Raw genomic sequence first — 26270 nt, forward strand, 5'->3', positions numbered from 1 at the left:
CCTTAGAGTACGATGTCGGTCCAGAGCTCGGACGGATCCGGCTCGGCGTCGTTCTGGGCGAATTCGGCGGCGTCGGCGACGATGTCGCGGACTTCCTTGTCGATGGCCTTGAGCTCGTCCTCGCTTGCCCACTTCTTGTCGAGCAGCCGCACCCGGACCTGCTCGATCGGGTCATGCTCGGAGCGCATCTTCTGCACTTCCTCCTTGGAGCGGTATTTCGCCGGGTCGGACATCGAATGGCCTCTATAGCGGTAGGTCTGCATCTCGAGGATGAGCGGACCGTTGCCGGCACGGCACCATTCGGTCGCGAGATCGGCCGCCGACTTCACGGCGCGGACGTCCATGCCGTCGACCTGGATGCCGGGAATCTTGAAGGAAGCGCCGCGATGCGAGAAGTCGGTCTCGGCCGACGAGCGCGACACGGACGTGCCCATGGCGTAGCGGTTGTTCTCGATAATGTAGATCACCGGCAGCTTCCACAGCGAGGCCATGTTGAAGCTTTCATAGACCTGGCCCTGGTTGGCGGCGCCATCGCCGAAATAGGTCAGCGAGACATTCTTGTTGTCGCGGTAGCGGTTGGCGAAGGCGAGACCGGTGCCGAGCGACACCTGCGCGCCGACAATGCCGTGGCCGCCATAGAAATGCTTTTCCTTGGAGAACATGTGCATCGAGCCGCCCTTGCCCTTCGAAAGACCGCCACGGCGACCGGTGAGCTCGGCCATGACGCCGCGCGGCGACAGCTCCATCGCCAGCATGTGGCCATGGTCGCGATAGGCGGTGATCATCTGGTCGCCTTCGACCAGCGCCATCTTCATGCCGGTGACGACGGCCTCCTGGCCGATATAGAGGTGGCAGAAGCCGCCAATGAAGCCCATGCCGTAGAGCTGGCCCGCCTTCTCCTCGAAGCGGCGGATCAAAAGCATGTGACGGTAGGCGGAAAGCTCTTCTTCTTTGGTGAAATCCGCCGGTTTGGGCGCTGACAGATTGGGCTGTTTGTCGGATCTGGATTTTGCGGGCGCTTTTTTGGCGGCGGTGGCCATGCGTCACTCCCTGTTGGCGTCTCTTCGCGGACATTCAGGGAGATCGATCGTCTCCCCACCGATTGCGGAAAGCTAACATGCAAGGATGCATTGCGCCATGCTGAAAAACGCATGGCTGGCATGCATCTAAGCGATTAGAATCATTGAAAATAAAGGCGATTAACCGAAATTCGGTTATTTCGTCGAGGTAGGCAGCATAATGGTGATTTCGTCCGGATGGGACAGATTGAGCGCCTTTCGGGCCTGCTCGTCAAGCATATCCTTCTCCAGCGTACCCTCATGCATCAGCTGGACACGGCGCTCGAAGTCGATCCGGCGCGCCTTCACGGCGTCAAGCTGGGCCTGCAATTCAACCGCACGGGCCTGCAGCCGATATTTGGAATAGATGCCGAATTCGCCGTGATAGGCATGGAAGCCGAAATAGGCCAGGAAGAGCACGCAAAGCGAGGGAATGATCAGCCTGCCGGTGTTTCTCTGCTTGTGCTGACGTGTCCACATGACCCGAACCCTCGCGGCCGCGTACGCAAGCGACCATGAGTCGTATTTCGCCCGATTGTGCTTAATGGACGGTTACGGACGACCTGTTGCGGGATCGCCGGAAACGAAAAAGGGCGGGAATAACCCGCCCTTTCCAGACTGTTCGAACAGGCCGGATCAGCCCTTGACCACCGACTTGCCGGCGTAACGCGCCTGCTTGCCGAGCTCTTCCTCGATGCGGATGAGCTGGTTGTATTTGGCCATGCGGTCCGAACGCGACAGGGAGCCGGTCTTGATCTGCCCGCAATTGGTGGCGACGGCGAGGTCGGCGATGGTCGAATCCTCGGTCTCGCCCGAGCGATGCGACATGACGGCGGTGTAGCCGGCCTTGTGCGCGGTCTCGACGGCGTCGAGCGTCTCGGTCAGCGAGCCGATCTGGTTGACCTTGACCAGGATCGAATTGGCGACGCCCATGCGGATACCGTCGCGCAGCCGCGCCGTGTTGGTGACGAAGAGATCGTCGCCGACGAGCTGGGTCTTCTTGCCGATCAGATCGGTCAGGATCTTCCAGCCTTCCCAATCGTCCTCGGCAAGGCCGTCCTCGATGGTGATGATCGGATAATCGGCAGCGAGCTTGGCAAGGTACTTGGCCTGCGCCTTCGGATCGCGGGTCTTCTTCTCGCCCTCATAGACGTAATTGCCGTCCTTGAAGAACTCGGTCGCCGCGCAATCGAGACCGAGGGCCACGTCCTCGCCGGGCCTGAAGCCTGCCTTCTCGATCGATTCCATGATGAAATCGAGCGCCGAAGGCGCGCTCTTCAGGTTGGGGGCGAAGCCGCCCTCGTCGCCGACATTGGTGTTGTGGCCGGCGTCCTTCAGCTTCTTCCTGAGCGTGTGGAAAATCTCCGAGCCCCAGCGCACGCCGTCGCGCAGGGTCGGCGCGCCGATAGGCAGGATCATGAACTCCTGGAAGTCGATCGGGTTGTCGGCATGCGCGCCGCCGTTGATGATGTTCATCATCGGCACCGGCAGGATGTGCGCCTTAGTGCCGCCGACATAGCGGTAGAGCGGCAGGCCCGCGGCTTCCGCAGCGGCCTTGGCGACCGCCAGCGATACGCCCAGTATGGCGTTGGCGCCAAGGCGGCTCTTGTTCGGCGTGCCGTCGAGCTCGATCATCGTCTGGTCGATATGGATCTGGTTCTCGGCTTCCATGCCGCCAATCGCCTCGAACAGCTCGCCGTTCACCGCTTCGACGGCGCGCTGCACGCCCTTGCCGAGATAGCGCGGCCCGCCGTCCCGGACTTCGACCGCCTCATGCGCGCCGGTCGATGCGCCCGACGGCACAGCGGCGCGGCCCATGGAGCCGTCCTCCAGCACCACGTCGACCTCGACGGTCGGATTGCCACGGCTGTCCAGGATTTCACGCCCGACAATGTCGATGATGGCGGTCATTTGCGATGTCCCCGATTGATCGATTGAAGCGTCGCGCCCCTCTTAGCCAAAGCAGAGCAAAAGGCAATCGGCGGGCCCCGCATTTATTGCCGCGGGCGTGATTCACGAAGCGCAATTTTCTGTCATCATAAGTCATGCGCGCTGTGTGACCATCTCATCTATGGTCGCGTTCGCGCGGGGCGAAACAGGAGGAGTTTCGCCATGTCCCAGTTGAGCGGTATCGTGAGTTTGTTCCTGATCGCGGCAGCGTTCCTGACGTCATGCGACGATCAGAAACCCCAGCAGAGCTCGGTGGAGCTATCGACTCTCAACGCGGCGGAGTAGCTAAACGTCAAAGGCCCCCGGCTTTGTGTCGGGGGCCTTTCGATTCCCAGCTTGCCGATCTGCGATCAATGCCAATAGGGCTTCACATGGTAATACTGGAATGAAGCATCGCGGGCGGCTTCGCCGTCGGCGCCGGTCAGCTCGTCGATCGAATAGGCGGGCGCGGCCTGAAGCTGTTCCTTGGTGAACGGCACGACGTAGCCGCCTCTGTCCTCGTCATAGTCGAGCGTCGCCCACGGAACGGCGTGGTATTTCTCGCCCATACCGAGAAAGCCGCCGAAGCCGATCACGGCGAACATGATGCCATTCGACATCTTGTCGAGCATCACGTCCTCGATGCTGCCGATGCTCTTGCCTTCGGTGTTATAGACCGACGTGCCGATGACGCGCGAGGCGGCAATGGCTTCGGTATGCCGGGACGGAGTAGTCATGATGGTGCTCCTCTCGTTGAATGCCTGCACCGACAATGAGAGGAGCGCGCTAAGGTTCCCGACGATTTGCTCGGCTGTCGGTGAGGCAGCCCCCGCTCACCACAAGCCGGCGCCGGATCGAGGTCCGCCGCTGCAATCAGTGGCCCTTGGCAATCCGGTCAAAGGCCATGAGCTTTTCCAGCAACGCCGGCATGTCCTTGAGAGGCAGCATGTTGGGGCCATCCGAAGACGTCGAATTGTCCGGGTCCTGATGGGTTTCGATGAAGACGCCGGCGACACCGACGGCAACGGCCGCGCGCGCGAGCGTCGCGACAAAGCGCCGTTCGCCGCCGGAGGAGCCGCCCTGCCCGCCCGGCTGCTGCACGGAATGGGTGGCGTCGAAGATTACCGGGGCGCCGATCTCGGCCATGACCGGCAGAGCGCGCATGTCCGAGACCAGCGTGTTGTAGCCGAACGAGACGCCGCGCTCGGTGGTGAGCACATTCGGGTTGCCGGAGCCGGTGATCTTGGCGACGACGTTCTTCATGTCCCAGGGCGCGAGGAACTGCCCCTTCTTCACGTTGATGACCTTGCCGGTCCTGGCGGCGGCGACCAGCATGTCAGTCTGGCGCGACAGGAAGGCGGGGATCTGCAGGACATCGACATGGGGTGCTACGATCGCGCATTGCTCCTCGTTGTGGACGTCGGTCAGCACAGGAAGGCCAAACTCGTTGCGCAGATCGTCGAAGATCGGCATCGCCGCATCGAGCCCGGCGCCGCGGGTCGCCGACAGCGAGGTGCGGTTGGCCTTGTCGTAACTGGTCTTGTAGACGAGGCCGATTCCCAGACGTTCCGTCAGTTCCTTCAGCGCGCCGGCCATGTCGAAAGCGTGCTGGCGCGATTCAAGCTGGCACGGGCCGGCGATTAGCGACAGCGGCGCATTGTTGGCGAAGACGACCTCGCCGACGGTTACCGATGAATTGGGCGCCAAGGGCTTGCTCATGGGATCTCCCGGAAAATGAAGGCGGCGCCCTGTCCGGGCGCCGGCGCAACGACGATGTCATTGCCGCTCATGTCGTGCTCGATGGCCCCGGCCGCAAGCGCGTGCGCAACTGAAGCTTTGTCGCGGATCGAGAAAACGACCGCCTGAAAGCGCAAATGCGGCGAAGGCTCGGCCGCCAGGCCGAAGCGCTGCGCGTAGGTTTCGGGCGTGACCACGCTCAAGATTGCGTTCGGCAACCGCACCATGTCGCCGTCTGCCTCCGACCCGGCGGCGATCGAGATCAATGCGATCTGTGCGGAAGGCACATCGCTGACGGCGATCACCTCGACGATGCCGGTCACGCCATTGGCATGCGCCTGCAGCGCCGTGCGATCGATCTTCGGCGCGTTGATGCGTTGGCAGGCAAAGAGGAAGGCGTCCGTCGCTCCCTTGCCGGCCGCGAAGGCCAGCTTGAAGGATGCCGTGTCGCTCTTTCCGTTCGCATCTGTGAACGCGCGCGAGAAACGCAGCGTATCGCCGGCTGACAGATCGGCTTCGACAAAACGCATATGGTCGGCATCGGCATTGCCGGCTCCAAGCACGACGGCGGAAAAACCTTCATCGCCCAGTCGTTCGCGATAAAGGCGGTCGCGCGCTACGAAGACATTGCCGGCCGCAATCGCCTGTTCCGTCGCCTGCGCATCTCCTACCGCCAACGGCTCGAGATAGGTGCCGTCGGCGAAAAAGACGCAGGCATTCTCCGTGCCGAACGGGTGGATGCCCGTGGGGGCGACGACAAAGCCGAGCGAGGCCAGACGCGACCGCGCGGCATCGAGGCTCCGTGTCGGCAGCACGAGATGGTCGAGCGGATGGGCGGAGTTTCTGGTCATGCCGGCGCGGTGTGCCTCATTCCGGCCGGCGGTTCAAGAGCGGCCGCCCGACGGACCGTGCTCTGCCGCTTCAGGCAGCGGCCACTACATCCGCAGAATAGCGCAGTTCGCGCAGCGGCTTCACTTTGCTGGTCGTATCCGCATAGATCGGGTGCGCCTTGTAAGCGGCAAGCGCCGCCTCGTCCTCGAACTCGGCATAGACGACGACATCGATCGCATTGGAGAACTGATCGACCTTGGTATTGAGCGTCACCTCGAAATGCTTCGAGTGCGGAATCTTGCCGAGCGCCAGCAGGCCCGAGCGCACAGTCTCCACATCTTCCTTGCGCCGCACGCTGAAGAAAACGATGTGCCGGATCAAGCCAGCCTCCCTGGTCTTCGCTTCAGCGGCGTTTTTGTGGGAGCAATTCCCAGGCGTCAACCGGCAACGATGTCGCGCCCGCAGAGCGCAAACGTCAAGGCCTCACCCCGTAACGAGGCGCACGATGCGCGACGTTTCCCGCACGGTCACATCGAGGTAATGGCCATGGTTGTAGAGGCCATCCCAGATCAGAAAGAAGGCGATGGCGGCGATGACGATCACATAACGCATGGCTAAAACTATCGCATGTGGAGGTGGGGAACCAGAGGGGGAGCAACGGCAGCCGTTCCAGTTCACCGCTTTTTGCCCGGGCGCTTTCGGCCAGCGGAGCCTGCGCAAGAGGGGCCGGCCGCAGAGCGCGAAGCCACGCTCTTGAGGCGACGGTATGAAACCGCGATCGGCCATCAAGCATCTCCCCTGCCCGCAGGCGGCGGCCTGGGAATCAGCTTTTGTCGTCGTCGCCCTGTGTGATCAGGCGCGCGCTGCGCTGGCCCGTAAAGTATATCCATAGCCAGCTAAGCGAGACCGCCAGACGGTTGCGGAAGTCGATCAGGAAATAGATGTGCGCTATGCCCCAGAGCCACCAGGCGAGCCAGCCGGTGAGCTTGATCCAGCCGAAATCGATTGCCGCGGCGCGCTTGCCGATCGTCGCCAGATCGCCGTCATGACGGTATTGGAAAGGACGCATCGCCGTGTCGCCGGCGAGCCGCGCCTTGATCGTCGCGGCAACATGCTTGCCCTCCTGCTTGGCAGAGGGCGCCACACCCGGCACCGGCTTCCCATCCGGCCGCAGCACATGCGCGGTGTCGCCGATGACGAAAATGTCGGGACTGCCTGGCACGGTGAGGTCCGGCTCGACGATTACCCTGCCCGCCCGGTCGGCCGGCGCTCCCAGCCATTCGGCCGCCGGCGAAGCGGCAACGCCAGCCGCCCAGATGATCGTCCTTGCCGGCAAGCGCGTGTCGCCGAAGACGACACCTTCGGCATCGAGGTGCGTGACCGGACGCCCGAGCTCGATGGTGACGCCCAGCCGTTCCAGCGCCTTGCGGGCATAGTCGGAAAGCTGCGGCGCGAAATTGGCCAGGATCCGGTCGCCGGCTTCGATCAGCACGACGCGCGCCTGGCTTGGATCGATGTTGCGGAACTCGCCGCGTAACGTGTCATGCGCGAGCTCGACAATGGTACCGGCGAGCTCGACACCGGTCGGCCCGCCGCCGACGATGGCCAGGGTCAGCAGCGCCTGGCGCCTGGCCGGATCGGTTTCGCGCTCGGCCTGCTCGAAAGCGAGCAGGATACGGCGCCGGATCGTCGTGGCATCCTCAAGCGTCTTCAGACCCGGCGCGAACGGCTCCCATTCGTCATGGCCGAAATAGGCGTGGCGCGCGCCGGTGGCGAGCACCAGCGTGTCATAGGGGATCGAACTGCCATCCTCGAGCAGCACGCGCTTGCCGGCGCGGTCGACGCCGGTGACATTGCCGAGAAGCGTCGTCACGTCCTTGCGCCTGCGCAGAAGATGGCGGATCGGCCAGGCGACTTCCGAGGTCGCCAGCGACGTCGTCGCCACCTGGTAAAGCAGCGGTTGGAAGAGATGGTGGTTGCGCTTGTCGATCATGGTGATGCGCACCGGAGCTCCCGCCAGCGCGCGCGTGAGTTCGAGGCCGCCGAAGCCGGCGCCGACGACAACGACTTTATGCTCGGTTTCGCTCATTTCATTCCACCTCGCCAAAGTGCAATCCTGCCGATGATGTAAGTATTTTTGTGCACCGCAGCAATATTGCGCATGGCAACGGTCATGCCCGGGAGTCGTCGTGCGGCGTCGTGAATGCACATGCGGTCGCACAGGTGCGAGTATAGCGTGAAACAAAACGACAGGAGCCAAGCATGGCTGACAAACACGACGACGAAGGCCCGGCCCAATATGCCTCGCCGCCCTGTTTCATGCACGAACTCGACCCGGAATACCGGGAGCCGCTCTCCGACTGGACGGATGTTCGGCGATGGCGCAAGGCCGAGCGTGAGCGGCTCATCACCGGGCGCCTCGCCGTTTCAGCCGATGCGCGCGCCGCGATGTCGGCACGCATCGCGGAAGGCCTCGACGCGTTGATCGGCGACATAGCCGGCCGGATGGTCAGCCTCTACTGGCCGTTTCGCGGCGAGCCGGATCTGCGTGGCTGGATGGCCTCGATCAACGAGCGCGGTGGGCGCACCGCGCTGCCCGTCGTCATCGAGAAGGGACAGCCGCTGGTGTTTCGCGCCTACAAACAGGGCGACCGGCTGGAAAAGGGCGTGTGGAACATTCCGATCCCGGCCGAGGGCGACCCGGTGCTGCCCGACATCGTGATCTCGCCGATCGTCGGCATCGATCCAGGCAACTATCGGCTGGGTTATGGCGGCGGCTTTTACGATCGCACGCTTGCCGCAATGCCGTTCAGGCCGCTGGTGATCGGCGTCGGCTACGAATTGCAGCGCATCCCGACCATCTACCCGCAGCCGCACGATATCCCAATGACTACTGTGGTGACCGAAGCCGCAGCGGTTTAAGCCATCTCAGGCCGCAGCCCGACCGCCGTGCGATCGACGATCTCGCGCAGCGCGAAGGACGAGTTGATCTTGGTGACGTGCGGCATGGCTGACAACCATTCCTTGTGGATGCGCTCATAGTCGACGAGATCCTTCGCCGCGATGCGCAGGATGTAGTCGTATTCGCCCGACATCAGATGGCAGGAGAGCACGTTCGGGCAGCGCTTGATCGCCGCCTCGAAATCCGACAGCGTCTTTTCGAATTGCCCCGACAGCGATATGTGCACGATCGCCGTCATCTGGTGGCCGAGCGCGGAATTGGACAGCCGCGCGTGGTAACCGCGGATGGTTCCGGACTTCTCCAGATTGTCGAGCCGGCGCGAACAGGCCGATTGGGAAAGGCCTACCTTCTCCGCGAGCGCCGCATTGGGGATCCGGCCATCCTTCTGCAAAGTCTCCAGAATGGCGATATCAATCCTGTCGAGCCGCATTTTTCGTGGTTCCTGCGAATTTCAAGTCATTTTGCGCAACGATTATCGAAGAGCGACCATTACCGCAAGTGCATTCGCAAACACATACGGAACGATTCGTGGTTGACTGCGGTTACTGCGTGTCCACCCTCCGCATTTTCGACCCGGTGACATGCACGAGCGACAGTGAGAGCGCCCCCCTGAAGGGCGCGGACAGGGAGAAGAAAAATGCGTGTCGGCTGCCCCAAGGAAATCAAGAACCATGAATATCGCGTCGGCCTGACGCCGGGCTCGGTCCGCGAATATGTCGCCCATGGCCATGAAGTGCTGGTCGAGACCGGTGCTGGCGCCGGCATCGGCGCCGACGACAACGCCTATCGCGCCGCCGGCGCTACTATCGCCAAGACGGCCGCCGACGTGTTCGCCAAGTCCGACATGATCGTCAAGGTCAAGGAACCGCAGCCAAACGAATGGGTCCAGCTGCGCGACGGCCAAATCCTCTACACCTATCTTCATCTGGCTCCGGATCCGGAGCAGACCAAGGGTCTTCTTGGCTCGGGCGTCACCGCGATCGCCTATGAGACCGTGACCGACGACCGCGGCGGCCTGCCGCTGCTCGCGCCGATGTCGGAAGTCGCCGGCCGCCTGTCGATCCAGGCCGGCGCGACTGCGCTGCAGAAGGCCAATGGCGGCCGCGGCGTGCTGCTCGGCGGTGTGCCCGGCGTGCTGCCCGGCAAGGTCACGGTGCTCGGCGGCGGCGTCGTCGGCCTGCATGCCGCCAAGATGGCGGCCGGCCTCGGCGCCGACGTCACCATTATCGACCGTTCGATCCCGCGGCTGCGCCAGCTCGACGACATTTTTGGCGGCCGCGTCCATACGCGCTACTCGACCGTCGAAGCGCTGGAGGAAGAATGCTTCTCGGCCGACGTCGTCATCGGCGCCGTGCTGATCCCGGGCGCCGCCGCGCCCAAGCTCGTCACCCGCGAAATGCTTTCCGGCATGAAGAAGGGCTCGGTGCTGGTCGACGTCGCGATCGACCAAGGCGGTTGCTTCGAGACCTCGCATGCCACGACACACGCCGATCCGACCTATGAGGTCGACGGCGTGATCCACTATTGCGTCGCAAACATGCCTGGCGCCGTGCCGGTCACTTCGGCGCACGCGCTCAACAACGCGACGCTGCACTATGGCCTGCAGCTCGCCGACAAGGGCCTCAAGGCGCTGGTCGACGACCACCATTTGCGTAACGGCCTCAATGTTCATAAGGGCAAGATCACCAACCGCGCCGTCGCTGAGGCGCTCGGCTACGAAATGGTCGAACCGAAGGCGGTCCTTGCCGCCTGATCATTCGCAACGATTTCCTTCAGTCGCCCGCCGGGTCATTCCGGCGGGCTTTTTCTTGCGCGGAAACTGCGCTTCCGTCGAAAAATCCGGTCAACAAAAAAGCGGAGCAAAAAGCCCCGCTTCCTCGACTGTCGCGATCTGCCGCCGGTCCATCCGCGGTCGACACATCGCAACCGCTGCGTTTTAGCGCAGTAGTACGACGAGAATACGACGGTCTTGAAAATGCGCTTCTTTTCGTTCTTCCGCCATTATGCGGCCTTGTGTGAAATGCTTCACATTCGCTCGACGAGAAAGCTGCCTAGAGACGGACCGTTACTGGCGGTCTGAGCTGCTTGCCGGGTCGGGCAAGTCCGGCCCGGACGGCACTGGCCCGACAGCTTCTGTCAGACCCTCCAACGGCCCGCCCGACCATCGGCGGGCTTCTTTTTTGGTCATGCCCGCTCGATGCGGCATTGATAGCAATTGTTGCGGGCCGAGCGGACATGGATGTAGGCGATGTCGTCGCGCCCAAACAGCGTCCGCGCGCGGGCGGCAATCTCGCTGGTCGGCGTGACGGCGCCGCTGCCATAAACGATGCGATCGTCCCTGCCGTAACCCCTGACGATATAGTCGCTGCTTTCGAGCATCTCCGGCAGCGCATCCCCTTCGGCTGCGCGCTCGCATTCCTCCGCATGCAGGAAGATTGGGCCGGTTTCGGCATAGGGCTGCAGTTCCGGAAACGGGCGGTAGGCAACGATCAGATAGCCGTCACCCTCGGCGACGTTCCTGAGGCAATGTCTGCAAGGCACGCCGTCGCCGTCGGAGATGCGGTGCTCCGGGGTGCGGCCGTAGGCATCGGGCCCTCCCCGCTGCAAGGCGCGCACGGCTTCGGTCGGCAAGGCTTTGAACTGGATGCTCATGGCAGATCTCCGGTGTCGATCTCCGGAAGCTATGCCTTGGCGATAGTGCCTCCCACCCGATTCCTGACTGGCGGAACCGTTTCTCACTAGTCCTGGAATTGCTCTAGTCTCGCATGACGCTGGCCGACCGCTCGGCGAAGCTCAGCGGATGCACGACCTCTCTCTTCTGCGCCACCGGCGTGAAGCCCAGCTTCTGATAAAGCGGAAGTGCCGCCGGATGGTCGAGCGTGCAGGTCTGCACGGTGACGCGCCTTGGCCCATATGCCCAGGCCGCCGAGATGGCGGCGCCGAGGAACCAGCGACCGATGCCTTGACCATGCGCATGCTCCATCATGCCGAAATAGGCGAGCTCCACCTCGTCAGGCAGATGCGGCTTCAGGTCGAAGAAACCGGCGGGAGCACCGTCGAGATAGAGCACGCGGATGTCGCGGTCCTCGCGGTGCAAGCCGGCGGCAAGCTCCTCGTCGCTCAGCCTCAGCACATTGACCCAATGCCATTTGCGACCGACGCGATCCATCAGATAGCGGTAGAAATGAAGCGGGATATCTTTCGTCTTCAGCAGCGCGATCTGGCGATTGTAAGGGATCGGCGGCGAAACCGCCGGAGCCGCGTGCATCTCCAGGAATGTGACCGTGACTTCGATATCCTGCAGCGCGCCGTTTTCCATCATTCTTTCCCCGTCACCACTGGTGTGTCGCTGAGACCGCCCCACTCAGTCCAGGATCCATCGTAAAGCCGGTTGTCGGTTTGGCCGAGCGTCTCCAGCGCCAGCGTGATCGCCGCCGCCGTGATGCCCGAGCCGCAGGACGTGACAACGGGCTTCGAGAGGTCGATGCCGGCATCCTCGATCACCTTGCGCAGACGGTCCTTGGGCAGCAGCTCGCCATTCTCGGCTAGCGCCGTGACCGGAACATTACGCGCACCCGGCATATGGCCCGAACGGACGCCCGGACGCGGCTCCGGATCGGTTCCGGCAAAGCGGCCGGCCGAACGCGCGTCGGCGATCTGGCTCTCATGGCTGCCGACGATCCTGCGCATCTCGTGGAGGCCGACAACCCGGCCGGCATCGAAATCGGCATAAAAGACGCTCGGCGCGATCTTTGTCGGCTCGGCCGTCACAGGTCGCCCCTCGGCCTTCCAGCGATCGATGCCACCGTTCAGGATGTAGACTTGGAACACGCCCATGACGCGGAACATCCACCAGGCGCGCGGTGCCGAGAACAGGCCGGGCCCGTCATAGACGACGATGGTGTCGTCAGCCGAAACGCCCATGGCGCCGACATATTGGGCGAAGTGCTGCGGCGATGCCAATGTGTGCGGCAGTTTCGAATCCGGATCGGAAACTGCGTCCTGGTCGAGGAAGCGCGCTCCGGGAATGTGGGCGGCATCGTATTCGGCGCGGGCGTCGCGCTTTTGCGCCGGCAGGTACCAGGAGGCGTCGATGATGGTGAGACCCGGCTCGCCAAGTCGCTTTTCCAGCCAATCGGCGTCGACGATGAAGGGACTGTCCTGCGCCATTTTATTCTCCTGCCCCGCCTAGCTTTAACGTCAGTTCGCCGGCATCGGTCCGAATCGGATGCGGAAGCGCCGGTTCTCGCGGCCTTTCTTCTCGATTTTGCCGATATGAATCTCGCCAACCTCGCCGGTCGACCTCACATGCGTTCCGCCGCATGGCTGGCTGTCGATCGAGCCGTTGTCGCCGATGCAGACCAGGCGGATCTTGCCGGTGCCGACCGGTGGGCGGACGTTCTTCGATTTGACCAGGCCGGGATTGGCGGCGAGTTCCTCGTCGGTGATCAGCCGGGTGAAGATCGGATGGTCGGCGCGCACCAGCTCCATCAGCCTCGCCGTCACATCCTCCTTGGTGAAGCCGGCGTCGGGAATGTCGAAGTCGACGCGGCTGTCGTCCTCTGCGACCGCTGCCCCGGTGATTGGGAAAGGGCAAACGACAGTCAGCAGGTGACAGGCGGAGTGCATGCGCATCAGGAGGTGCCGCCGCTCCCAGTCGATCAGGAGCTTCAGCTTTTCGCCGACCGCGGGCAGCGCCTGCTCCGGCGCCGGCACATGGACGATCTCGTCCTTGGTCTCGCCGGTGATGGTGGCGGCGATCGCGATGCGGCCGCCATCGGCGCGCTCAAACGTCCCGGTGTCGCCCGGCTGCCCACCGGACGTTGCATAAAAGACTGTCCGATCGAGAAGGATGCCGCCACGATCGTTGATCGCGACGACCTCGGCCTCCGCCGTCTTCTGATAGGCGTCGTCGCGAAACTGCGCCTCGGTTTTGTACGCCATCATGCCACCTTTTCGAACGGCACTGAAATATCGGCTTTTTCTTCCATCCAGCCCGGCACCGGAAGATTCTTGCCGCGCAGGAACTCCGGATTGAAGAGCTTGGCCTGGTAGCGCGTGCCGTAGTCGGCCAGGATCGTCACGATGGTGTGGCCGGGTCCGAGCTCGCGCGCCAGCCGGACGGCGCCGGCGATGTTGATGCCGGTCGAGCCGCCGACGCAGAGCCCCTCTTCCTGGATCAGGTCGAAGATAATCGGCAAAGCTTCCTCGTCCGGGATCTGGTAGGAGAAATCCGGCGTGAAGTCTTTCAGATTGGCGGTGATGCGGCCCTGGCCGATACCTTCGGTGATCGAGCTGCCATCGGATTTCAGCTCGCCGCTGGTGTAGAAACTGTAGAGGGCGGCACCCAGCGGGTCGGCGAGCGCGATCTTGACGTCCTTGCTCTTGCCCTTGAGCCCGAGCGCGACACCCGCAAGCGTGCCGCCGGAGCCGACGGCCGAGACGAAGCCATCGATCTTGCCGCCGGTCTGAGCCCATATCTCCTGGGCAGTCGTGCGGACATGGCCGTCGCGATTGGCGACATTGTCGAACTGGTTGGCCCAGATCGCGCCGTTCGGCTCCGAGCGCGCCAGTTGCTCGGCAAGACGGCCGGACAGCTTCACGTAATTGTTCGGATTCTTGTAGGGCACCGCCGGCACTTCGATCAGCTCCGCGCCCAGGATTTTGATCGTGTCCTTCTTTTCCTGGCTCTGCGTGTCGGGGATGACGATGACTGTGCGATAGCCAAGCGCCTTGGCGACCAACGTCAAACCGATGCCGGTGTTGCCGGCAGTGCCTTCGACGATCAGCCCCCCGGGCTTGAGCAGGCCGCGCTGCTCGGCATCGCGGATGATGAACAGGCCCGCCCGATCCTTTACTGATTGCCCCGGATTCATGAACTCGGCCTTGCCGAGGATCTCACAGCCGGTCGCTTCCGAAGCCTTGTTGAGCCGGATCAGGGGCGTGTTGCCGATCGCTTCGATCACAGAACGGGGCATGCGGGATTCCTTTATGTGTGCGGCGAGACCCTAAAAACCGGACGCCCCGGTTTCAAGGTAAGATTTTGTCTGGTCCAGTCGCATTCTGGACGCTGCAATGCTTGCGATCATTTCAACGCCAAGCGCAAAAGCGCTCTTTTCATTCGATTTCTTCGCCGCTACAGCAAGCCCGAACATTCGCAGGACATCGCATGACACTCTACCGGGCCAATCCGAAGGATGGTGTCGCTTGGATCACGGGCGGCAGCAGCGGGCTTGGCCGCGCGTTGGCCAAGGATCTTGCCAATCAAGGCTATGCCGTCGCGGTGACCTCTCTGCCCGAAGATCCGGCCGACACGCTGGTCGTCGAAACGGCGCAAATGTCCGGACATGTGAAATCCTTTCCCTGCGACGTCACCGACGAGCAGGGCATGGCGCGTACGGCCGCCGCAATCGAGGAGCAGATGGGGCCCATCGTGCTTGCTGTCTTCAACGCCGGCAACTACATCGCCACCCCCGGCGAGAATCTGGTTGTGCGCGATTTCCACCGCTCCTTCGCCGTGAACTATTTCGGCATCGTCAACGGCGTGGTGCCTGTCGTCGAGCATATGCGCGTGCGCGGACGCGGCCATATCGTTCTGGTGGGATCGGTCACCGCTTATTCGGGCTGGCCGACCACGGCGGCCTATGGCGGCACCAAGGCCGCGATCAACATCCTGGCGGAGTCGCTGAAATACGATTTCGACAAGATGAATATCCGCATCCAGGTCATCAACCCGGGCTTCGTCGACACGCCGCTGACGGAAAAGAACAGGCTGCCGATGCCGGGCCTCATGCCTGTGCATCGCGCGTCGCGCCGCATGGCTCGCGGCATCCGGAAGGGCGGCTTCGAAGTCACCTTCCCGTACCACATAAGCTTGCCGTTGAAGGTGCTCGGCCTGTTGCCGCGGCCGATCGGCCGCTTCGTCATCGGGCTCACCACCCACTGGTGGGGACGGCCATTGCATTTCGATCGCAGGCTGCCTGGCGACAAGAACCCATCCCGCGACAAGGCGGCATAAACCGGCGAAACGGCGATTGCCTGCCGGCGGGTACGGCCATAGGTTGAGAATCATTGCTTGGAGACTTTAATGGGGCGGCGGATCGTGCTGGCGGTGCTTGGCCTTGCAGTCGTCCTGATAGCCGTTTTCTTCCTCGGTCCACGCGTGCCGGTCGACACCACAATCCGGTTCAATCCGTCGACGATCGGCGACGATCCACAGGCCTATCTGGCGCGCGAAGAGGCTGCCGTGCCCAACATCCGCGACGGCCTCGACAAGGAGATCATCTGGGCGAACCCGATGGTCCATGCCAAGACGCCCTTGGCCATCGTCTATATCCATGGCTTTTCCGCCTCGAAGGGCGAGGTCCGCCCCTTGCCGGACGACATTGCGAATGAATTGGAGGCCAACCTCTTCTACACGCGCCTGACCGGCCACGGCCAGGACGGCGGGGCCATGGCGCAAGGCAGCGTCAATGCCTGGATCAACGACTATGAGGAAGCTTTGGCCATCGGCCGTGCCATCGGTGACAAGGTGATCGTCATCGGGACCTCGACCGGCGGCTCGCTGGCGGCATGGGCTGCAACCCGGCCGGATGCATCGGACGGTGTCGCTGCTATCGCATTCATATCGCCGAATTTCGGCGTCAAGGCCTCCGGCGCCGAGGTTCTCACACTGCCCTGGGGCCGGCAGATCGCCGAGCTTGTCGGTGGCAAGGAGCGCAGTTTCCCTGCCCGCAACGCGCTGCACGAGAAATTCTGGACCACCAAATATCCCATGAGGTCGGTGCTGCCGATGGCGGCGCTCACCAATCTCGCCTATGAGGCGCCGGTCGAGAAGGCGAAAATCCCTGCCCTGTTCATCTTCTCGGATTCCGACAAGGTGGTGCGGCCCGACCGGACGCGCGAGATAGCTGGGCGCTGGGGTGCGCCGCATGAGCTGGTGCCGGTCGACGACACCGGCGATCCGGACAATCACGTCATCGCCGGCGATGTGCTGTCGCCGCAGACCACAGCCTTCCTCACCCAGCGTATCGTGGTGTGGGTGAAGGCGTTGATGCAGCAGCAATCAGGCCAGTGAAATCAGGCCAGTGAAATGGAAAACGGGCCGAAGCATCGCTCCGGCCGTTCCTGTTCGCGTGGTTCTGCTAGAGCATGATGCCGAAAAGTGTGGAGCGGTTTTCGGACGACATCATGCTCTATGTCTTTGATTTAGAGCCGGATTCAGATTTCAGCTCGACTCGACCTGAAATCATCCGGCTCTAGGCTCAGGCGGCCCGGTTCGCCGGACGCTTGCCGCCAAAGCGGCGCTTGTTGTTGCCCTTGAAGCGCTTGAAGCCGTCGGGCTTGCTCGAGCCATTCGGCTTGGCCGCGGCCAGGCGTTCGCCCTGCGGCTTCGGAGCGCGCTCGCCATGAGGCTTGCCGCCGATACGCTTGTTGTCGCCACCGTTGCCCGGGCGGCGGCCATCGCGACGGGCGCCGTGATGCTCGCGGTCATTGGCCGGTTCGAAATGACGCTCGGTCTTTTCCCTGGGGTCGCGCTGCGGATCCGGGCTGCCGAGATGGTCGGCCACGACCGGCAGCTTCATGCGGATGATGCGCTCGACCTGCCGCAGCTTGGCGTTTTCCGAAGGATCGCACAGCGTGATCGCAATACCGTCCCTGCCGTTGCGGCCGGTGCGGCCGATACGATGGACATAGCTCTCCGCTTCGTCAGGCAAGTCGAAATTCACGACATGGCTGATGCCGGGCACGTCGATGCCGCGCGCCGCGATATCGGTCGCGACCAGGATGCGCACCGAGCCGTCGCGGAAATCGTTGAGCGCCTTCTGGCGCGCGTTCTGCGACTTGTTGCCGTGGATGACGGCCGCCTCGAAACCGTCACGGGCAAGGTCCTTGGTGACGCGGTCGGCACCATGCTTGGTGCGCGAGAACACGATCACCGAACGCATCGCCTCGTCGGCCAGCATCTTGGACAGCACCTGGCGCTTCTGCTTGGTGCGGGCGAGCACCAAGCTCTGCACGATCTCGACCGCAGCGGTGCTTTGCGGCGAGACTTCGATACGGACGGGGTTCTTCAGCAAGCCCTTGGCAAGCTCCGCGATTTCATCGGGCATGGTGGCCGAGAACAGTGCCGTCTGGCGGTCCGGCGCAGTCGCCTTGGCGATACGCTTGACGTCGTTGATGAAGCCCATGTCGAGCATGCGGTCGCCTTCATCCAGCACCAGCCATTTGGTGTCGGCAAGGATGAGGTCGCCCTCACGCACCAGGTCGGTCAGGCGGCCGGGCGTGGCGATCAGAATGTCGACGCCGGGCGCAACCTTCTTCACCTGGCTGAAGCGCGAGACGCCGCCCAGCACCAGCGCGGTCGAGACATGCGCGCCTTTAGCGAGGATCTTGATGGTGTCCTCGATCTGCACGGCTAGCTCTCGCGTCGGCGCCAGGATAAGCGCCCGCGTCGTCTTCGGCCGGCGCTTGGTGCCGAGGCCGATGATCTTCGAGAGAATCGGCAGCGCGAAGGCCGCCGTCTTGCCCGAGCCGGTCTGGGCGATACCGAAAATATCGCGCCCCTCGAGCTGCGGCGGGATCGCCTGCATCTGGATCGGCTTCGGATCGGTGAAGCCGGCGGCATGGGTCGCCTTGAGCAGCGCGCCGGAAATCCCAAGTGCCGCGAAACCGTTCAGTTCCGCTGTGTTTTCGTTGGTCAAAATAATCTTCTTTCACGCGGCCTTGTGGCCGCAAACATCAATGGCGGCAAGGCGCAACCTGCCGTCGGATAAATTGTCATGGAACGACAAGGCGGCGGACGGTTCCGTCCGCGCGGCTGCGCTGTCGTGCCCGCAAGCATCATGCCTCGGGGCTTTTTCGCCAGCTTGCCGATCGACCAGGGCCGATTTGCCGGAAAGAGGGAAAACAGACGCAACCAGTCTCATTCGTCGAGAAGGCCGGATGATTCCCGGCCCAAGCGCCTATGCCGCTGCATATGGCTGAGTTTGTCCCGAAATGCAAGGGCGTCATGTTGCGGTGCAGCAAAACAGGGGTTCTTGCGCTCCCCTGCCGGCGCGATTACCACAAATTATCTATTGGTTTTGAGGACTAGCAATGAAAGACGTGCTGAAGGAACTCGAGCGTCGCCGCGAGATTGCCCGCATGGGCGGCGGCAAGGACCGCATCGAGGCGCAGCACAAGAAGGGCAAGCTCACTGCGCGCGAGCGTATCGAGATATTCCTCGACGAGGGCTCGTTCGAAGAGTTCGACATGTATGTCGAGCATCGTTCGACCGATTTCGGCATGGAGAAGACCAAGATCGCCGGCGATGGCGTCGTCACCGGCTGGGGCACCGTCAATGGGCGCCCGGTCTATATCTTTGCCAAGGATTTCACCGTGTTCGGCGGCTCGCTGTCGGAAGCGCATGCCGAAAAGGTCATCAAGGTCCAGGAGATGGCGCTGCGCAATCGCGCGCCGATCATCGGCCTCTACGACGCCGGCGGCGCGCGTATCCAGGAGGGCGTGGCGGCGCTTGGCGGCTATGCCGAGATATTCCAGCGCAATGTGCTGGCATCCGGCGTCATCCCGCAAATCTCGCTGATCATGGGTCCCTGCGCCGGCGGCGACGTCTACTCGCCCGCCATGACCGATTTCATCTTCATGGTGCGCGACACCTCCTACATGTTCGTCACCGGACCGGACGTGGTGAAGACCGTGACCAACGAGACGGTGACCGCGGAAAGCCTCGGCGGCGCAAGCGTGCACACCACCAAATCCTCCATCGCCGATGGCGCCTATGACAATGACGTCGAGGCGCTGCTGCAAATGCGCCGGCTGGTCGATCTTTTGCCAGCGTCGAACACAGCCGAGATTCCCGAGATAGAGTGCTACCAGTCGGTGACGGATCACGACCTGTCGCTCGACCGGCTGATCCCCGACAATGCCAACAAGCCCTACGACATCAAGGAACTGATCCTGAAGGTCGCGGACGAAGGCGATTTCTTCGAGATCCAGCAGAGTTTCGCCAAGAACATCGTCACCGGCTTCGGCCGCGTCGAGGGCCGCACGGTCGGTTTCGTCGCCAACCAGCCGATGGTGCTGGCCGGCGTGCTCGATTCCGACGCCAGCCGCAAGGCCGCGCGCTTCGTGCGCTTCTGCGATTGTTTTTCAATTCCCATCGTCACCTTCGTCGACGTGCCAGGCTTCCTGCCGGGCACCGCGCAGGAATATGGCGGGCTAATTAAGCATGGCGCCAAACTGCTCTTCGCCTATGCCGAGGCGACCGTGCCGAAGATCACCGTCATCACCCGCAAGGCTTATGGCGGGGCTTATGACGTGATGGCTTCAAAGCATTTGCGCGGCGACATGAACTATGCCTGGCCGACGGCGCAGATCGCGGTGATGGGCGCCAGGGGCGCGGTCGAGATCATCTATCGCAAGGATATCGGCGATCCGGAGAAAATCGCTGCCCATACAAAGACTTACGAGGACCGCTTCCTGTCGCCCTTCGTCGCCGCCGAACGCGGCTATGTCGACGAGGTGATCATGCCCCACTCGACCCGGCGCCGCGTCGCGCGGGCGCTGCGCATGCTGCGCAACAAGGACATGCAGAACCCCTGGAAGAAGCACGACAACATTCCTTTGTGAAAGACCTCCCGCCAGCCGAAGGGACAACCGCTAACATGAGCGCGGATACGAAATGCGAATAACACTTGCGGCCCAGGGCCTTATTCCGTGCAAAGGCTATGGCGGCATCCAGCGGCAGGTCGAATGGCTGACCACGGAAATGGTCAAGATGGGGCATCAGGTGACATTGATCGCCGGCCCGGGATCGTCGCATCCGATGTGCGAGGTCCGCCACGCAGTGACCAATGACGAGTGCCGCGCGGCTGTGCCCAGGGACACCGAGATCGTCCATCTCCACGCCTGGAAGGTCGAAGTTCCTTTTCCGACGCTCAATACCGAGCGCGGCCATCTGCCGGATTATCCGCGGCCGCAGCCGAACTGGAGCTTCATCAGCGCCCGCCATGCCGAGCTGCATGGGCGCAAGACCTTCGTCTACAATGGCTTTCCGGTGGATGCCTATCGCTTGGCAGCGACGAAGAACGACCATCTATTCTTCATGGCGGCCATCGCGCGGGCCGGAAAGGGCCTTAACCGGGCGGTGGACCTCGCGAAAAAGTATGATTTCAAGCTCGATATCGCCGGCGGCTCGCGCTGGAAGCTGCTTGGCCGCAGCAAGACGCGACGCGAGGGCGTGTTCTTCAAGAGCCTGTCGCCGCGCTTCCGCTATCACGGCATGGTCGACGGCGAACCGAAGGTGCGATTGCTGGGCGAGACCAAGGCCTTTCTGAATCCGATTTCCTGGGAGGAGCCTTTCGGCAACGCGCCGGTCGAATCCATGCTGTGCGGCACGCCGGTCTTGACCACGGCACGCGGCGCGCTGCCCGAAACCGTCGATGCCGATACCGGCCGTTTCTTCGACACGGATGAGGAGTTCGCGCGCGGTTTCGGTGAAATCGACGGTTTGTCGGCGCAAAGATGCCGCGAATCCGCGGCAGACCGGTTCCCGATCCAAAAGGCCGCAAAAGCCTATATCGAGCTCTACCACCGTATTCTTGATGGCGAAGCGCTTCCATGAGACATCACGCAGGTGTTTCTTAGCAGCGCTGACCGTTCCGGACCGAAAGAGTATCGCGCATTGCGCCCCATCCTGATCTTCTGCCTGCCGGCGATCGGTGATTTCATCCGCTGCCACTCGGCCATCCGGATCATCGCCGAGAGATTCCCGGGGCAGCCGATCGACATCATCACTTCAAGGGTCGCCGCGCCGCTGGCGCGGCTGATGCCGCATGTTCGCAAGGCCTGGATAGCCGAGAAGCACTGGAAGCCGGGGCTGAAAGAGCGGGCTGGTCTGGCACGCGAAATCCGCGAGGAGAATTACCAGGCGGCCTATATGCTCACCAGCAGCACCAAGGCTTGCCTGGTGCCATGGCTGGCCAGAATACCGGAGCGCATCGGCTATCCGCGCGAGTTCCAGTTCGGCATCGTCAACCGGCTGCCCGCCGGTTGGCTGAAATCGATGCTTGCATTCGGCCCGCGCAAGACGCGGGTGGCAGACCAGGTTTGCGCAATCGCGCGTCTCGGCAAAAGGCCTGCCGAGGACGGACCATTGCCGGCTCCGCAGCTGGTTGTTTCCGCCGAAGAGCTTGCCGGTTGGCGTCGGCGCAACGGGATCGACCCTGCAAAGCCGGCGATTGCCCTCTACACATCGGACTTTGCCAACAAACGCTCATGGCCGATGGAGCGCTTCGTCTCGATCGCGCGCGACCATGTTGCCCGCGGCTGGTCGGTCTGGCTGATCGGCGGGCCGCGCGAGCGGCACGCTGCGGCGGAAATCAGGGCTTGTTTGCCCGCGGCGCTCGATTTTACCTCGACGCCCGATATTGCGGAAGCCATGTGCCAGATCGCGGCCTCGACCATTTTTCTCGGCGTCGACGGCGGCATCTCCCACGCTGCTGGGGCGCTGGGCGGCCCTTGTGTGCTCATATACGGTTTGAACCGAGCCTATATGCACGGTCCGGTGAACGAACAGGTGATCTTTCTCGAGCCGCCGATTTCGACGCCGGGCTGGGTGGAGAACACGCGCGCGGTATCCGAGGACAGGGTTCGCGAGGCGCTTGCGGCAGCGATCCGAAAAAACGCGCCGCAATTCACCTGACCTATTCCTCGGCTGCCGCCCCGAAACCCGCGCCCATGCTCGCGCGCGCCGTGGTCGCCCAAGGCGTGGCGTGATTGTCGATGCGCATCTGGAAGATGAAATAGGTCGGCGAGCAGAAGCCGATGCCCTTGACCCTGGCGGCGCCCGGTGTGTCCGGCGGCAGCGACTGGCACATATAATCCTCGCGGCAGAAATGGTCAGCCGAGCAGGCTGGGCGGTTGCCGCGGTTGACCGAGCCGCCGAGACACTGGTCGAAATTGTTGGTGGCCACGCAGGTGTCGAACTTCTTGCCGCCGACCAAGCCGCAGATCTCGCTCGGCATCGGCTTGCCGGGCTTGAAAGCGGAGAAGGCGCGATCCTTGTCATCGCAGGCGCGATACGCGAAGCCTCCCGGAACGCCGATCTTCGGCGGCCGGCAGGTATAGGCAGTGCGCGAGATCGCCGGCGCGAAAGCAGCGAATTGGCCGGTGATCTTGTAGCGATCGTTGAACGGCTGCGTCCCGTTGCTGGCGATCGAGCCGGTGAGGCAAGGATGGCCGGAAAACATCGCGGGACTGTCTTTCGGCAGCAGGCATTGCGCCAGTTTGGTTCTCACCCCCGAAGCGGTGGCGATCGGCGTGCAGACCGTGCCGGCGCCGCATTGCCAGGTGCCGCCAAAGCGGCTTGCGTCATCCGGCATCAGGCATGGCATTGCCGTTTCGGCCGGCGTATAGGCGGGCTCGCCCGCATCCTTCCAGGCGGCGGGCGGCGCAAAGGAGAGCGGACGAAAACGATTGGGCTCCCTGGCTTCGGCCGTCGCCTTGAGCCACGCTTCGCGGCGCGGGATATCGGCGTGGAGATGCGGCGAGATGCCGACTTCGATACGGTTGAGCGGCGAGGTCGTCGCGTCGTCGAGACCGATGAAATGGAAGCCGGCGGTCGAGCCCGCCTGATGGCAACCCTGGCAGGCACCGTTGTCGAGCCGCTCGATCAAAGCGTCCGGCGTGCGCGCCAAGGTAAACTTCGAATAGTCGAGCCCGGCGAACTCCTTTGGGTCGAACAGCGGCGTGAACGGATGATTGGCTTGCCTTGCGCTGCCGAAGGTCGACCAGGAGATGACTTTTCGGGCGAGGAACTCATCCGGGATTTCGTAGACGCCGAGATCGACCGCAGCGGCATTGGCGCGGACATAGTCGGCAAGCCGCGCTTTCAATGCCGCATCCTGCGCAAGCCTGGCCGTGTCCGGTGTATTTTCCAGCGGCCTCTCGCCGACCCTCGAACCATCGATGCTGAAGATGCGCATCAGGTAGGCGGCCTGCCCGCCGAACTCGGTTTCCTGGCCGGAAGGAAAGCGCACCACCTGCGCGTTGAGCTCGAGCTGCTTGAAGGATAGCGAGGCCTTTTCTAGCGGGCCGCCGGTTAGCCAGCCGGCATCGACCGTTTCGTCGAGCTGCGGCGTCCAGCGGCCAGCGGCGCCCACACAGCCGCCGTCGGCATCTTGCGCGACGCGGTATATGGCGCTGAAGCTGAACGGCAGGCGCGAGGCCAGTTGCTTGCCGTTCTTCTTGAAGCTGTAGGCCAGGCGGTAAACGAACCGCACCTCGCCGCAGCTCGTCTCGTTGCCAAGCGTTGCGAAATCGCGTCGGTCGAGCCGGTTGACGACGCCGACAAGGCGGAAGCGCGCCGCATTCGTCTTCAGCCAGCGCATGTCGATGATGCGGCCGACATTGCCGTCGGTCACTTCGTAGAGAGAGCGGCCGCCGGCCTTCATCTCCGTGCGCAACGCGGCGACATCGCCGGCCACTGTGTCGACGATGGCGTGATAGGCTGGTGCCTCATCATAGAGGGATTTCAGATCGTCGCTGCCGTCGACGCCGAAGAGGTCGGCGAAGCCATATCCCCCGGCATCTAGTGCGGCGAGCACGCGTGGGTCGTCGATGATGGCAACCGGATGATCGGTGGCGCGCGCCGGCTGGGCAATGAAAGCGGCCAGGACGGCAACGAGCAGCCCCAGCCGCTTCATAGGACAGCGCTCTGCGCCAGTTCGCGAAGAACCGGCACCATGGCCAAAGGCAGGTCTTCCGCAATCAAACCCGGCCCAAAGCGGCTGCCGGCTTCGGCGTGGATCCAGACCGCGGCGCAAGCCGCTTCGAAGGCCGGCATGCCTTGCGCCAGGAGCCCGGCAATGATGCCCGCCAGCACGTCGCCCGACCCGGCGGTGGCGAGCCATGGGGCGCCATTGCTATTGATCGCGGCGCGGCCCTCCGGCGAGGCGATCACGCTGTCGGCGCCCTTGTAGACGATCACGGCGTTGGCGCGTTGCGCGGCTTCGCGTGCCTTGGCCAGCTTCGACAAGGCCTTGTTGCCGGCAATGTCGGCAAACAACCTGCCGAACTCACCTTCATGCGGCGTCATGATCAACGCCGGCGCGTCCGGTCTGGCGGCCGCCTCGAACAGCGTCGAGGCCGCATTGCGGAAAGAGGTGATGCCGTCGGCGTCGAGCACGAGACCCTCAACGCCGCCGTCCTGCCGGTTTTTGGCGAGCACGGCGAGCGCGAAATCGCGCGCCTTGTCACCGATGCCGAAGGCGGGGCCGAGAACGAAGGCGGACGGCCGGCGATCGCCGATAAGATCATGCACATCCTCGATCGCGTCGACCTTGCGCAGCATGATCGAGGTCAGATGCGCTGCGTTGACCTGCATGGCGTTAGCCGGCGACAGCACGGTGACGGCCCCTGCCCCGCTTCTTGCGGCCGCAAGCGCTGCGAGGCGCGCCGCACCCGTCGCGGATGGTCCGCCCGAAAAGACGCTTGCATGGCCGCGCTTGTACTTATGCGTATCGACGGCCGGCGCGGGGAAGTTCGCGATCCAGAGCCCTGGCCGGTTCTCGAAGGCTCGCGGCGCGACCGAATCGATGATCTCGTCACAAATGCCGATGTTGGCCAACACGATCTCGCCGCATCGCCCACGGCCAGGCAGAAGCAGGTGCCCAGGCTTTTTTCGCGCAAAGGTCACCGTGAGCGCCGCGCGAAATGCCGAGCCGAGGATTTCGCCGCTCTCGCCGGAAACGCCCGAAGGCAGGTCGATCGCGACAACCGGCAGGTTCAGCCTGGTAACGGCGTCGACCGCGTCTTTGGCGTCGCCGGCGAGAGGCTTCGACAGGCCCGCACCATAGATGGCGTCGACAACCAGCGAGCCGGCTTCCGCGGTGAAGGCAGAAAGCGGGTGCCGCTCCAGAGCGCAATCAGCCGCCGCAAGCGCGGCGTCGCTGCCTGCCCGCGGTTTGCCCGATGTCCACAGGGCCACATCGACGCCGGCCTCGGCCAGCAGTCGCGCCACGACATAGCCGTCGCCGCCATTGTTGCCGGGACCGCACAGCACATGCACCTTCTTCGCGCCAGGATAGTGCGCCAGCACGACGGCCGCGACCGCCTCGCCGGCGCGTAGCATCAAGCGATAGCCGTCGAGCGGTCCGGCCGCGATTGTCAGCCTGTCGGCCTCGGCCATTTCGGCCGGCGATAGAAGTTCATTGCGCATGGGATTGCCGATCTCCATGCGATCAAGCATTGTCCAGTTTTCGGTTCGAAGCAAACCAGTGACCGCGCATTGTCTTGCAAATGCGGTCGCATCCGGGAGGGTTCAGCCTGCAAATTGCGCTGTCTGCCCATTTTTTGCGCAGGCGCGAGGAGGAGCGATGTATACCGTTTGGGCGTCCATGACGCATCCGATGCAGCCGATGACGCGAATTTGCATCCGGACGCGGCATGGGCGCGAAAACGCCCCTCACCGTCTGCGCTCCTCAGGATTGGCACGCTTCGTGCTTGATGAAGGCGCAAGCGGGGCACACAACCCGTCTTCTTGGCAGTGGAGGCCACTTTTTACATGAAAAAGATCGAAGCGATCATCAAGCCATTCAAGCTGGACGAAGTGAAGGAAGCGCTTCAGGAGGCCGGACTGCAAGGCATCACCGTCACCGAAGCCAAGGGTTTCGGTCGTCAGAAGGGCCATACCGAGCTCTATCGCGGCGCCGAATATGTCGTCGATTTCCTGCCCAAGGTGAAGATCGAGG

At 63.2% G+C, this 26270-nt stretch carries 27 protein-coding genes; 9 read left to right on the plus strand and 18 right to left on the minus strand.

The window, feature by feature from the left end:
• Positions 1 to 2: 2 nt before the first annotated feature.
• From pdhA to eno, 3 genes are all read right to left on the minus strand, one after another.
• Positions 3 to 1040 carry a pyruvate dehydrogenase (acetyl-transferring) E1 component subunit alpha gene (gene pdhA, locus FJ423_RS17435; RefSeq protein ID WP_095765469.1) on the minus strand — a complete coding sequence of 346 codons (1038 nt, stop codon included), beginning with the start codon at positions 1038 to 1040 and terminating at the stop codon, positions 3 to 5.
• A gap of 174 nt (positions 1041 to 1214) precedes the next feature.
• Positions 1215 to 1538, minus strand: coding sequence for a septum formation initiator family protein (locus FJ423_RS17440; protein ID WP_095765470.1), 324 nt, complete (start codon positions 1536 to 1538; stop codon positions 1215 to 1217).
• A 156-nt stretch (positions 1539 to 1694) separates the two neighbouring features.
• Positions 1695 to 2969 carry a phosphopyruvate hydratase gene (gene eno / locus FJ423_RS17445; RefSeq protein WP_140843412.1) on the minus strand — a complete coding sequence of 425 codons (1275 nt, stop codon included), beginning with the start codon at positions 2967 to 2969 and terminating at the stop codon, positions 1695 to 1697.
• Positions 2970 to 3170: 201 nt separating this feature from the next.
• Here eno and FJ423_RS34620 point away from each other — a divergent pair, with 201 nt between their 5' ends.
• The gene (locus FJ423_RS34620) at positions 3171 to 3293 is read left to right on the plus strand and encodes a hypothetical protein (RefSeq protein ID WP_263490149.1); all 123 of its coding nucleotides are present in this window, start codon (positions 3171 to 3173) and stop codon (positions 3291 to 3293) included.
• Positions 3294 to 3358: 65 nt separating this feature from the next.
• On the opposite strand, the gene FJ423_RS17450 is transcribed toward FJ423_RS34620, so the two are convergent.
• From FJ423_RS17450 to FJ423_RS17470, 6 genes are all read right to left on the minus strand, one after another.
• Positions 3359 to 3724: a PRC-barrel domain-containing protein gene (locus FJ423_RS17450; RefSeq protein WP_140843414.1), complete on the minus strand. Its 366-nt coding sequence runs from the start codon at positions 3722 to 3724 to the stop codon at positions 3359 to 3361.
• A 136-nt stretch (positions 3725 to 3860) separates the two neighbouring features.
• Positions 3861 to 4706, minus strand: a complete 846-nt coding sequence (kdsA, locus tag FJ423_RS17455) for a 3-deoxy-8-phosphooctulonate synthase (RefSeq protein WP_140843416.1) — start codon at positions 4704 to 4706, stop codon at positions 3861 to 3863.
• Positions 4703 to 5575 carry a VOC family protein gene (locus FJ423_RS17460; protein ID WP_140843418.1) on the minus strand — a complete coding sequence of 291 codons (873 nt, stop codon included), beginning with the start codon at positions 5573 to 5575 and terminating at the stop codon, positions 4703 to 4705. Before FJ423_RS17460 ends, kdsA begins: the two co-directional genes overlap by 4 nt.
• A gap of 70 nt (positions 5576 to 5645) precedes the next feature.
• Positions 5646 to 5936 (minus strand): Dabb family protein, encoded by a 291-nt coding sequence (locus tag FJ423_RS17465; RefSeq protein WP_095765474.1) that lies wholly within the window; start codon positions 5934 to 5936, stop codon positions 5646 to 5648.
• 102 nt (positions 5937 to 6038) lie between these two features.
• A complete protein-coding gene (locus FJ423_RS34625; protein WP_263490148.1) occupies positions 6039 to 6167 on the minus strand; it encodes a hypothetical protein in 129 nt (42 codons plus the stop codon).
• A 211-nt stretch (positions 6168 to 6378) separates the two neighbouring features.
• A complete protein-coding gene (locus tag FJ423_RS17470; protein WP_140843420.1) occupies positions 6379 to 7644 on the minus strand; it encodes an NAD(P)/FAD-dependent oxidoreductase in 1266 nt (421 codons plus the stop codon).
• Positions 7645 to 7817: 173 nt separating this feature from the next.
• Here FJ423_RS17470 and FJ423_RS17475 point away from each other — a divergent pair, with 173 nt between their 5' ends.
• Positions 7818 to 8477 (plus strand): 5-formyltetrahydrofolate cyclo-ligase, encoded by a 660-nt coding sequence (locus FJ423_RS17475; protein ID WP_095765476.1) that lies wholly within the window; start codon positions 7818 to 7820, stop codon positions 8475 to 8477.
• Here FJ423_RS17475 and FJ423_RS17480 read toward each other — a convergent pair.
• Complete coding sequence (locus FJ423_RS17480) at positions 8474 to 8947, minus strand: Lrp/AsnC family transcriptional regulator (protein WP_040982960.1); 474 nt, start codon at positions 8945 to 8947, stop codon at positions 8474 to 8476. The genes FJ423_RS17475 and FJ423_RS17480 overlap by 4 nt on opposite strands.
• 207 nt (positions 8948 to 9154) lie before the next feature.
• On the opposite strand from FJ423_RS17480, the gene ald reads away from it, so the two are divergent.
• Positions 9155 to 10270 (plus strand): alanine dehydrogenase, encoded by a 1116-nt coding sequence (gene ald / locus FJ423_RS17485; RefSeq protein ID WP_140843422.1) that lies wholly within the window; start codon positions 9155 to 9157, stop codon positions 10268 to 10270.
• Between the two features lie 431 nt (positions 10271 to 10701).
• Here the strand turns inward: ald and FJ423_RS17490 are convergent, their stop codons facing one another.
• The 5 genes from FJ423_RS17490 to FJ423_RS17510 form a co-directional block, all read right to left on the minus strand.
• Entirely contained in the window at positions 10702 to 11169 is a 468-nt protein-coding gene (locus FJ423_RS17490) for a DUF1203 domain-containing protein (RefSeq protein WP_140843424.1), read from the minus strand.
• 103 nt (positions 11170 to 11272) lie between these two features.
• Positions 11273 to 11836 (minus strand): GNAT family N-acetyltransferase, encoded by a 564-nt coding sequence (locus FJ423_RS17495; RefSeq protein ID WP_140843426.1) that lies wholly within the window; start codon positions 11834 to 11836, stop codon positions 11273 to 11275.
• Positions 11836 to 12687: a 3-mercaptopyruvate sulfurtransferase gene (gene sseA / locus FJ423_RS17500; protein ID WP_140843428.1), complete on the minus strand. Its 852-nt coding sequence runs from the start codon at positions 12685 to 12687 to the stop codon at positions 11836 to 11838. The genes FJ423_RS17495 and sseA overlap by 1 nt, the downstream gene beginning before the upstream one ends.
• Before the next feature lie 30 nt (positions 12688 to 12717).
• Positions 12718 to 13461, minus strand: coding sequence for an alanyl-tRNA editing protein (locus FJ423_RS17505; protein WP_140843430.1), 744 nt, complete (start codon positions 13459 to 13461; stop codon positions 12718 to 12720).
• Positions 13461 to 14495, minus strand: coding sequence for a cysteine synthase A (locus FJ423_RS17510; RefSeq protein ID WP_140843432.1), 1035 nt, complete (start codon positions 14493 to 14495; stop codon positions 13461 to 13463). The genes FJ423_RS17505 and FJ423_RS17510 overlap by 1 nt, the downstream gene beginning before the upstream one ends.
• A 191-nt stretch (positions 14496 to 14686) precedes the next feature.
• Between FJ423_RS17510 and FJ423_RS17515 the strand changes: the two genes are divergently transcribed.
• On the plus strand, positions 14687 to 15535 hold the full coding sequence (locus FJ423_RS17515) for an SDR family NAD(P)-dependent oxidoreductase (protein ID WP_140843434.1): 849 nt from the start codon (positions 14687 to 14689) through the stop codon (positions 15533 to 15535).
• Positions 15536 to 15604: 69 nt separating this feature from the next.
• Entirely contained in the window at positions 15605 to 16594 is a 990-nt protein-coding gene (locus FJ423_RS17520) for an alpha/beta fold hydrolase (RefSeq protein WP_140843436.1), read from the plus strand.
• A 187-nt stretch (positions 16595 to 16781) separates the two neighbouring features.
• On the opposite strand, the gene FJ423_RS17525 is transcribed toward FJ423_RS17520, so the two are convergent.
• Entirely contained in the window at positions 16782 to 18221 is a 1440-nt protein-coding gene (locus tag FJ423_RS17525; protein WP_181174820.1) for a DEAD/DEAH box helicase, read from the minus strand.
• Positions 18222 to 18615: 394 nt separating this feature from the next.
• On the opposite strand from FJ423_RS17525, the gene FJ423_RS17530 reads away from it, so the two are divergent.
• The 3 genes from FJ423_RS17530 to waaF are packed head-to-tail and all read left to right on the plus strand — an operon-like array spanning position 18616 to position 22222.
• On the plus strand, positions 18616 to 20148 hold the full coding sequence (locus FJ423_RS17530; RefSeq protein ID WP_140542881.1) for an acyl-CoA carboxylase subunit beta: 1533 nt from the start codon (positions 18616 to 18618) through the stop codon (positions 20146 to 20148).
• A 52-nt stretch (positions 20149 to 20200) separates the two neighbouring features.
• Positions 20201 to 21142: a glycosyltransferase gene (locus FJ423_RS17535; RefSeq protein WP_140843440.1), complete on the plus strand. Its 942-nt coding sequence runs from the start codon at positions 20201 to 20203 to the stop codon at positions 21140 to 21142.
• Between the two features lie 60 nt (positions 21143 to 21202).
• Entirely contained in the window at positions 21203 to 22222 is a 1020-nt protein-coding gene (waaF, locus tag FJ423_RS17540) for a lipopolysaccharide heptosyltransferase II (protein ID WP_140843442.1), read from the plus strand.
• 1 nt (position 22223) lies between these two features.
• Here the strand turns inward: waaF and FJ423_RS17545 are convergent, their stop codons facing one another.
• Complete coding sequence (locus FJ423_RS17545) at positions 22224 to 24224, minus strand: hypothetical protein (protein ID WP_140843444.1); 2001 nt, start codon at positions 24222 to 24224, stop codon at positions 22224 to 22226.
• Positions 24221 to 25738, minus strand: coding sequence for an NAD(P)H-hydrate dehydratase (locus FJ423_RS17550; RefSeq protein ID WP_140843462.1), 1518 nt, complete (start codon positions 25736 to 25738; stop codon positions 24221 to 24223). The genes FJ423_RS17545 and FJ423_RS17550 overlap by 4 nt, the downstream gene beginning before the upstream one ends.
• Before the next feature lie 345 nt (positions 25739 to 26083).
• Here FJ423_RS17550 and FJ423_RS17555 point away from each other — a divergent pair.
• Positions 26084 to 26270, plus strand: a 187-nt coding sequence (locus FJ423_RS17555; RefSeq protein ID WP_140843446.1) for a P-II family nitrogen regulator, incomplete at its 3' end; no start/stop codon positions are given.

The organism is Mesorhizobium sp. B2-8-9 (assembly GCF_006439475.1).
Classification (GTDB): domain Bacteria; phylum Pseudomonadota; class Alphaproteobacteria; order Rhizobiales; family Rhizobiaceae; genus Mesorhizobium.